This is a genomic window from Frankia sp. CgJB1 (genome assembly GCF_977947065.1).
Map to the genome: position 1 here is coordinate 1 of NZ_CDWTNB010000182.1, position 8,003 is coordinate 8,003.

Annotated in this window: 6 protein-coding genes and 1 pseudogene; 6 read left to right on the forward strand and 1 reads right to left on the reverse strand. The window is 70.6% G+C overall.

Translation table 11 applies throughout. From position 1 onward, the window contains the following. The 6 genes and pseudogenes from AC08OT_RS17075 to AC08OT_RS17100 form a co-directional block, all read left to right on the forward strand. Nucleotides 1-449, forward strand: a pseudogene (locus AC08OT_RS17075) (cell division protein FtsZ); the annotation flags it as partial. A gap of 23 nt (nt 450-472) precedes the next feature. Further along, nucleotides 473-1,156: a peptidoglycan editing factor PgeF gene (gene pgeF, locus AC08OT_RS17080; protein ID WP_476603031.1), complete on the forward strand. Its 684-nt coding sequence runs from the start codon at nt 473-475 to the stop codon at nt 1,154-1,156. Continuing rightward, complete coding sequence (locus AC08OT_RS17085) at nt 1,153-1,980, forward strand: YggS family pyridoxal phosphate enzyme (protein ID WP_476592817.1); 828 nt, start codon at nt 1,153-1,155, stop codon at nt 1,978-1,980. Before pgeF ends, AC08OT_RS17085 begins: the two co-directional genes overlap by 4 nt. Nucleotides 1,981-1,990: 10 nt before the next feature. After that, entirely contained in the window at nt 1,991-2,521 is a 531-nt protein-coding gene (locus tag AC08OT_RS17090) for a cell division protein SepF (RefSeq protein ID WP_476592818.1), read from the forward strand. A 76-nt stretch (nt 2,522-2,597) separates the two neighbouring features. Beyond that, nucleotides 2,598-2,852 carry a YggT family protein gene (locus AC08OT_RS17095; protein ID WP_476603032.1) on the forward strand — a complete coding sequence of 85 codons (255 nt, stop codon included), beginning with the start codon at nt 2,598-2,600 and terminating at the stop codon, nt 2,850-2,852. A gap of 94 nt (nt 2,853-2,946) precedes the next feature. After that, on the forward strand, nt 2,947-3,897 hold the full coding sequence (locus tag AC08OT_RS17100; protein ID WP_476592820.1) for a DivIVA domain-containing protein: 951 nt from the start codon (nt 2,947-2,949) through the stop codon (nt 3,895-3,897). A 271-nt stretch (nt 3,898-4,168) separates the two neighbouring features. On the opposite strand, the gene ileS is transcribed toward AC08OT_RS17100, so the two are convergent. Continuing rightward, nucleotides 4,169-7,372, reverse strand: a complete 3,204-nt coding sequence (ileS, locus tag AC08OT_RS17105) for an isoleucine--tRNA ligase (RefSeq protein ID WP_476592821.1) — start codon at nt 7,370-7,372, stop codon at nt 4,169-4,171. Between the last annotated feature and the right edge of the window lie 631 nt (nt 7,373-8,003).

Below are 8,003 nucleotides of genomic sequence, written 5' to 3' on the forward strand. Positions count from 1 at the left end.
TGGCCGCCCCGGCCACCTCGCCCGCGACAACGATCCTGCCGCCGCTGCCGACGATCTCCACCGTCCCGTCTCGGACGCCGCCCGCCGCGCCCCCGCCGCCCCCGCCCGTCGCGCCGGTCCCGCCGCCCGCGCCGAGCTACCTGCAGGCACCCCCGCCGCCGATCGCGCCGTCGAACGTCGGTCATTACCACCCGGAACCGCTGCCGGGGGCGCCGGCCTCGAACGAACCCGCCGCGGCCGCCACGGCCGAATCGACCGTGATCCCGACGATCGAGTCCCGCCTCGCCCCGCCGAACCGTGAACCGGTGGAGCCGCCGGTTGATCAGACCTATGGTCAGCACCCCCCGGAGCCCCCGCGCACTGCTCCCCGGCCGACCTACCCGCCTCGCCGGCCGGTGCGGCCGGTGGCCGACGACGACGAGCTGGACGTGCCGGACTTCCTCAAGTAGCCGGTGCCAGGCAGACTTCCGGCATGCCGGTTCTCGTCACCTCGCGCTCGGGTGGGGTCAGCGACCCGCCGTTCGAGGGACTCAATCTGGGCGACCACGTCGGGGATGCCGACGAGGCCGTCGCCGTCAACCGACGCCGGCTCGTCGACCGGTTGCGGATGCCGGTCCAGTACATGCGGCAGGTGCATGGGAGGCAGGTCGCCGTGTTGCGCCGGCACGGGCCGCCTCCGCAGGCGGACGCGCTGGTGACCGATGTCCCCGGCCTCGCGCTCGCCGTGATGGTCGCCGACTGCGCACCGGTGCTGTTCGAGGCCCCCGCGGTGGTGGGAGTGGCGCACGCCGGCCGGGTTGGGATGGCCAATGGCGTGATACATGCCACTCTCGGGGCCCTCGAGCGGCTCGGCGCCGCCCGGGACGAGCTCCGTGTCACCATCGGTCCATGTATCTGTGCCGGCTGTTACGAGGTGTCGGAGGATCTTCGTTGCGAGGTGGAGACCCAGGTGCCGGGGAGTGCGGCCACCACCCGCGTCGGCACCGCGGCGATCGATCTGCGTGCCGGTATCCGTTGTCAACTCGCCGTCGCCGGTGTGACTGATATAACAATTTCTGCTCGATGTACCACCGAGGATCCGGAGCTCTACTCCTACCGCCGGGAGGGTCGGACGGGACGCTTCGCCGGTCTGGCCTGGTTCCGGCCGACGCCATGATCCACCGGCCCGGCCCGATCGAGCTCGATCCGGCACGCCTGGACCGGTTGACGCAGCGGCTGGCCGAGGTTCGGGCTCGGATCGCGGGGGCGGCCCGGGCCGCGGGCCGTGATCCGGACCACCTCACCCTCATTGCGGTCAGTAAAACCTACCCACCCCAGGATGTTGTGATGATGCACACGCTCGGGGTGCGGCACTTCGCCGAGAACCGGGAGCAGGAGGCCGGGCCGAAGGTGGGTTTCGTCACCCGGCTGATCGGCGGGGAACGGAACGTCCCGACCAAGGGGACCGGTGACGGCCCGTCCTCCGGTTCCGACGATCCGATCTGGCATTTCGTGGGACAACTGCAGCGCAACAAGGCCAGATCCGTTCTTCGTTGGGCGGATTGGGTGCAGTCGGTGGATCGGGTGAGCCTGGTGCCGGTGCTCTCCCGACTGGCGATGGAACGCGGCCGCCCGCTGTCGGTCTGTCTCCAGGTCTCGTTGGACTTCCCTGGTGCTTCCGATGGGAAGATCGGTGCGTCGATCGCCGGCTCGAGGCGCGGAGGGGTCGATCCGGCCGGCCTTTCCGTCCTGGCCGATCTTGTTGAGGAGGCGCCGGGACTGGCTCTGCGAGGCGTGATGGCTGTCGCCCCCCGGGGAGGGAAGCCACGACCTGCATTCGCGCGACTGCGTGAGATGGCGGAACGCCTGAAGGTGGGGCATCCCCAGGCCACCGTCATCAGCGCCGGCATGTCGGGAGATCTTGAGGACGCGGTGGTCGAAGGCGCGACACACCTTCGGATCGGCACCGCTTTGTTCGGTGAACGGCCTGGTGTCCCTTAGAGTCGCGCCCATGGGGCTCGGGCGCAGGGCGATGGTCTACCTCGGTCTGGCCGAGGAGGATGAGGACTATCTCGACGACGACTATGACGACGGTCGTGACGATCGGCGTGCTATGCACGAACCGGTTCCGATGGACCGTACGGTCCATCGGATAGACGCACGTGAGGAGCCGGTCGCCATGCCGCGACGTCCACCGGTCGAACCGTTGCGTCCCGCCGGTCCCGTGCCGATGCGCAGGGTGGCCGCGGTGGAGGAGCCGCACCCCTACCGGATCACCACGCTTCAGCCACGCAGCTACAATGAGGCGCGTCAGATCGGCGAGGAGTTCAGGGACGGGACACCCGTTATCATGAACCTCACTGACATGGACGATGCCGACGCCAAGCGGCTGGTCGACTTCGCCGCGGGTCTGATCTTCGGCCTGCGGGGCGACCTCGAGAAGGTGACCAACAAGGTCTTCCTGCTCTCGCCGCACAATGTCGAGGTCACCGAGACGGACAAGCGACGCATCCGCGAGGGTGGGTTCTACAACCAGTCATAGCCAGGGAATGTGATCACGTTCCCCCCGTTCCTCAGGAGAGAGCGCCATCAGCACAGTAGGTAGCTTGATCTTTTGGGTGCTGACGGTCTATCTGTTGCTCCTGATAACGCGATGGATCATCGATCTGGTTCTTGCCCTCAGCCGATCGTTCCGCCCGACCGGCCCCCTGGTACTGGTCTTCGAGATTGTGTACACGACAACTGATCCTCCGTTACGATTCATCCGGCGATTTCTTCCGCCGTTGCGAGTGGGTAGCGTTGCGCTTGACCTCGGGTTCCTGCTGCTCTTCCTGGTGATCATCGTGCTTCGAAGCTATGCGCAGAGGCTGTGACGGGGTTGTTGTGCACACCGCGAGCGCGGGCGCGGCAGATTGCCCGCAGACCGCCCTCTCTTCGGGGAGCGGCGATGCCGCACGAGGAGGCGACGTGGCTCTGACACCACAGGATGTTCAGAACAAGGTCTTCAGCCCGACGAGGTTTCGCACGGGCTACAACGAGGATGAGGTCGACACCTTCCTCGACGAGGTCGAGGCGGAGCTGACGCGGCTGCTGGACGAGAACAGCGACCTGCGCCGGCAGCTCGACGAGGCCCGGCGTTCCGGCGGTGGTGGTCCGGGCGTGCCCGCGCAGATCCTCGAGGAGAACCAGGGCCTGCGCCGCCAGCTCGACGAGGCGCGTCGCCAGATCGCCCAGGCGCAGGCCCAGGCCGCCCGGGAACGGGGCCAGCAGCCGCAGCCCACCGGGCCGCAGGGGCCGCAGCAGGGCGGCGCCCCCACAACGGTGATCTCAGCGGTGGGTACCTCCGGACCGCCCGCCCGGGCCGGCGGTAACCCGCAGGTGGAGGCCGACATCGAGCAGCGGGTCACCCGTACCCTCGTGCTGGCCCAGCGCACGGCGGACGAGGCGCTGCGCGAGGCGCGCGCGGAGTCTGAACGCGCCCGCCGCGAGGCGAGGGCGGACGCGGACCGCATCATTGGTGAGGCCCGGGCGCACGTGGCCGAGCAGCTCGGCGGCTTGGAGGACGACAAGCGTCGCCTCGAGGGCCAGGTCGAGCAGCTTCGGGCGTTCGAGCGGGAGTACCGTACTCGGCTGCGGGCCTACCTGGAGATGCAGCTGCGGGACCTGGACGGCATGCCGACTCAGCCGGCCGTCGGTGCCGGCGGGCCACCGCGACCGGGCCTCAACCCGGGTGGTGGACCCACGCCGCCCGCGGTGGGCATGGGGCCCAGTGGCGCCCCGCAGAACCCCGCCCACCAGCCGACCTTCCCGCCCGGTCCGCCCCTGCCCGCCGGCGCCGCCATGGCCCGCGACAACGGTCACGGCCGGCCGGACGTGGACGCCACCCGGCGGGACGCCCCGGGAATGCAGGAGTTCTGATCATCCGCTGCGCGGCCCTCGGCGAGTCTGGCGTGGCCCTCGGCACCGGCGCGGACGGGGCCGGAGCCGACGGGCGGTCTCGTGATGGGGTGATCGAGAGATGCTGACGCTTTGTGGAGCAGTTCTTGCTTTGTGTACGGTTCTTGCGGTGGTCGGTATCCTTGCCGGCAGCGGTTTCGTCTACGCGTCCCTGATCTTGACGCTGGTCGCCGCGGCGCTGCTCCCAGCGGGAGCAGTACGCCGGGCCTCTCGCTGACCTCGGGCCTCGGTCTCAGCCGCCGGTCGTCTCGTGCCGGGTGAGCGTGAACGCCAGGCCCAGCTCCTCGGCCGCCGAGCGGGCTTCCGCCTCCCGCGGCTGCGCCGCAGGCAGCTCCGTGCGGGCCACCTCGGTGAAGGAGACCGCCAGCACCTCCTCGGCCACCGTCTGACCGTGGGTACGCAGCGCGAGTGCGGTCTCCTCGCGCGTCGCCGCCCAGGAGACGTCCACCCGGTCGGTGATCTCCAGCCCTGCCGCCTTGCGCGTGTCCTGGAGCACCCGGACGACGTCGCGGGCGAGCCCGGCGCGGGCGAGCTCCGGGGAGATCTCCAGGTCGAGGGCGACGGAGAGCCCGGACTCGGCGGTGACCGCCCAGCCCTGCCGCGGCGTCTCTGTGATGATCAGCTCGTCCCCGGACAGCTCGGCCTCCTCCCCGTCGACGGTGACGGTGAGCCGTCCGTTGACGGGAGGACCGGCGGCCGCGATGGCCGCGGCGACCGCCTTGGTGTTCCTGCCGAAGCGCCGCCCCAGGGCCCGGAAGTTCGGCTTCACCGAGATGTCGACGACCTCCGAGGTCGCCGGCTCCACCGTGGTCACGTTGAGCTCCTCGGTGATCTGCGCGATCAGCTCGGGGGAGAGCTCGTCGAAGGCACTCGCGCCGATGACCGCCCGCGGCAACGGCTGGCGGGTGCGCATCCCGCTGGCGGCCCGGGCGGCACGGCCGAGTTCCACGATCCGCCGGACGAGATCCATCTGCTCCGAGAGCTCCGGCGTGTGCAGCCCCCCGGGGAGCTCGGGCCAGGCGGCAAGGTGCACCGAGTCGGGGGTCTGCGGGGAGGCGTCGGCGAACAGCCGTGACCACAGCCAGTCGGTGAGGAACGGTGTGAACGGCGCCATCACTCGGGTCAGTGCATCCAGGCAGGTGTGCAGGGTGTCCAGGGCATCGGCGTCGCCGGCCCAGAACCGGCGGCGGGACCGGCGGACGTACCAGTTGGACAGGTCGTCGACGAACCGGGCGATCCGCCGCCCGGCCCGCAGCGAATCGAAGTTCTCCAGCGCCTCGTCCACCTCGGCGACGGTGGCCGCGAGCTCGGACAGCGCCCAGCGGTCCAGCACGTGCCGCCGGGCCGGCGGTGTCGCGCCCGCGCCTGGGCTCGCGCCCGGCCGCCAGCCGGCCGCCCCGGCATAGAGGGCGAAGAACGACGCGGTGTTCCAGTAGGTGAGCAGGACCTTGCGGACGATGTCCTCGATCGCCTCGTGACTCATCCGGCGGTCCGCCCACGGCGAGCCGCCGGCGAGCATCAGCCAGCGGACCGCGTCCGCGCCGTGCCGCTCGAACAGCTCGAAGGGATCGAGCACGTTGCCGAGATGCTTGCTCATCTTGCGGCCGTCGGCGTCCAGGAGCAGGCCGAGGCAGAGCACCGTCTCATAGGAGGAGCGGCCGAACACCAGCGTGCCGACCGCCATCATCGTGTAGAACCAGCCGCGGGTCTGGTCGATCGCCTCGCAGATGTACTGCGCCGGGTACTGCCGGGTGAACTCCTCGAGGTTGTGGTGCGGGGCACCCCACTGGGCGAACGGCATCGCGCCGCTGTCGTACCAGACGTCGATCACCTCAGGCACCCGGTGCGAGACGCCGCCGCAGGTCGGGCAGGTCCCGGTGACCTCATCGACGAACGGGCGGTGCGGGTCGAGGTCGGCCAGGTTCCGCCCGGCGAGCTCGGAGAGCTCGGCGAGTGACCCGACGCACACCAGGTGGGTGGGGTCGTCGTCGCAGCGCCAGACCGGCAACGGTGTCCCCCAGTATCGGTTGCGGGACAGCGCCCAGTCGACGTTGCCGCGCAGCCACTCGCCGTACCGACCAGTCCTGATTCGCTCGGGGTGCCAGGTCGTCCGCTCGTTCTGCGCCAGCAGCTCGTCGCGGATGGCGGTGGTCCGGATGTACCAGGACGGCAGCGGATAGTAGATCAACGGTGTGTGGCAGCGCCAGCAGTGCGGGTAGCTGTGCGTATACGTCGACGCCCGCCACAGCCGGCCCCGTGCGCGCAGGTCGGCAGTCAGCGGCGCGTCGGCATCCTTGAAGAACATCCCGCCGACCAAGGGGACGTCGGCGAGGAAGCGGCCGCCCGTCCCGATCGGGTTCACCACCGGCAGCTCGCTCGCCCGGCAGACTGCCAGGTCCTCCGCGCCGAACGCCGGCGCCTGGTGGACCAGGCCCGTGCCGTCCGTGGTCGTCACGTAGTCGGCGAGCACGACCGAGTGCGGGACGCCGGTGCCGGCCGCGAACCGCTCCGCCGCCAGCAGTTCGAACGGGCGGGTGTAGCGGGCACCGGCCAGCTCCGCCCCGCGGAACCGCTCGACGATCTCGGCGTCCTCGCCGAGGGCCGCGGTGACCAGTGGTTCGGCGACGACGAACAACTCCCCATCCCCCGCGCGGGCCAGGACGTACTCCATCTCCGGGTGAACGGCCACCGCCGTGTTCGACACCAGTGTCCACGGGGTCGTCGTCCAGACCAGCAGCTGCGCGCCCTGCCCGGCGAGGCCGAGGGCGTCGGCGACGAGCGGGAAACGGACGTAGACCGAGGGGTCGTCGACGTCCGAGTAGCCCTGGGACACCTCGTGGTCACTAAGCGGGGTCTCGTCGCGCGGGCAGTACGGGGTGACCCGGAAGTCCTCGACCAGCAGGCCCTGGTCGAAGATCTGCTTGAGCGACCACCAGACGCTCTCGACGTAGCTGGTGTCCATGGTGCGGTAGGCGCCCTCGAGGTCGACCCAGTAGCCCATCCGCTCGGTCATCGCGGAGAAGTCCGCGACATGGCGCAGCACCGACTCGCGGCACCGGGCGTTGAACTCGGCGATGCCGAACGCCTCGATGTCGTTTTTGCTGGTGAAGCCGAGCTCCTTCTCGACCGCGAGCTCGACGGGCAGCCCGTGGCAGTCCCAGCCGGCCCGCCGGGGAACGTGGTAGCCCTTCATCGTCCGGTAGCGGGGGAACAGGTCCTTGAAGACCCTGGCCTCCACGTGATGCGCCCCCGGCCTGCCGTTGGCGGTGGGCGGGCCCTCGTAGAAAACCCACAGCGGGCGGTCCGCGGTGGCCTCCAACGAACGGTGGAACACCTTGGTGTCGCGCCAGCGGGCCAACGTCTCCCGCTCCAGGGCGGGCAGGTCCACCTGGGCGGGCAGCGGAGCGAAGGTGGGATGCCGCAGGGGGGTGCTCATCGTGGGGACCCGGTCTCCATAGTCGTGATCTCCGTCGGGCTGGCTCTCCAACGGAGGGACGACGCCTCACCGGCCCCGGGCGTGACCATCCGGCCGATGCGCCGGCCGCCTGTCCTGCCCGGACCGGGGGTACCGCGGTACCACCCTCCTTGCACACCCGCTCGGCCGGATCGGGCCGAGGGATGGCCCCTCGTTGTCCTCGCGGTGGCCGGATCTACTGGGGACCCGATGGTCGACCGGATCCCGTTCTTCCGGCGACTCAGGGGTGATCTTCGCGACGCGCTGGCCACCGGGCTTCCACCGACCCCGGCTCGCTCGGGCTGCGCCCGCCGCTACTCGTCCCCGTCCACGCCGTACCGCTGCCCATGAGCGTAGCTCAACGGGACGAGTGGTCCCGTCCCCGGCTCGGCCCTTCGCCGCGCGGCCGGTTCATCGTCTGGACCCGGGGTCGTAGAGTGGTCCGGTAGGAGAGATGCCGACCATCGGGAGCGGTGTGTCCGAAGATCCCGCCGATCACGCAGCGGCCGCGCCGGGGGGCGTCGCCCCGGGCGCGGGGCCCGTCGCGTCGGCGATGCCCACGAAGCCCTCGGCCCCGCCCGGGGGGTCGGCGCCGGTACCGCGCGGGCGGGAC

Bases quoted from the DNA above. Each gene is read 5' to 3' on its own strand.
- pgeF (WP_476603031.1), top strand. From the start codon at position 473: ATGCCGGTTCTCGTCACCTCGCGCTCGGGTGGGGTCAGCGACCCGCCG.
- AC08OT_RS17085 (WP_476592817.1), top strand. From the start codon at position 1,153: ATGATCCACCGGCCCGGCCCGATCGAGCTCGATCCGGCACGCCTGGAC.
- AC08OT_RS17090 (WP_476592818.1), top strand. From the start codon at position 1,991: ATGGGGCTCGGGCGCAGGGCGATGGTCTACCTCGGTCTGGCCGAGGAG.
- ileS (WP_476592821.1), bottom strand. From the start codon at position 7,372: ATGAGCACCCCCCTGCGGCATCCCACCTTCGCTCCGCTGCCCGCCCAG.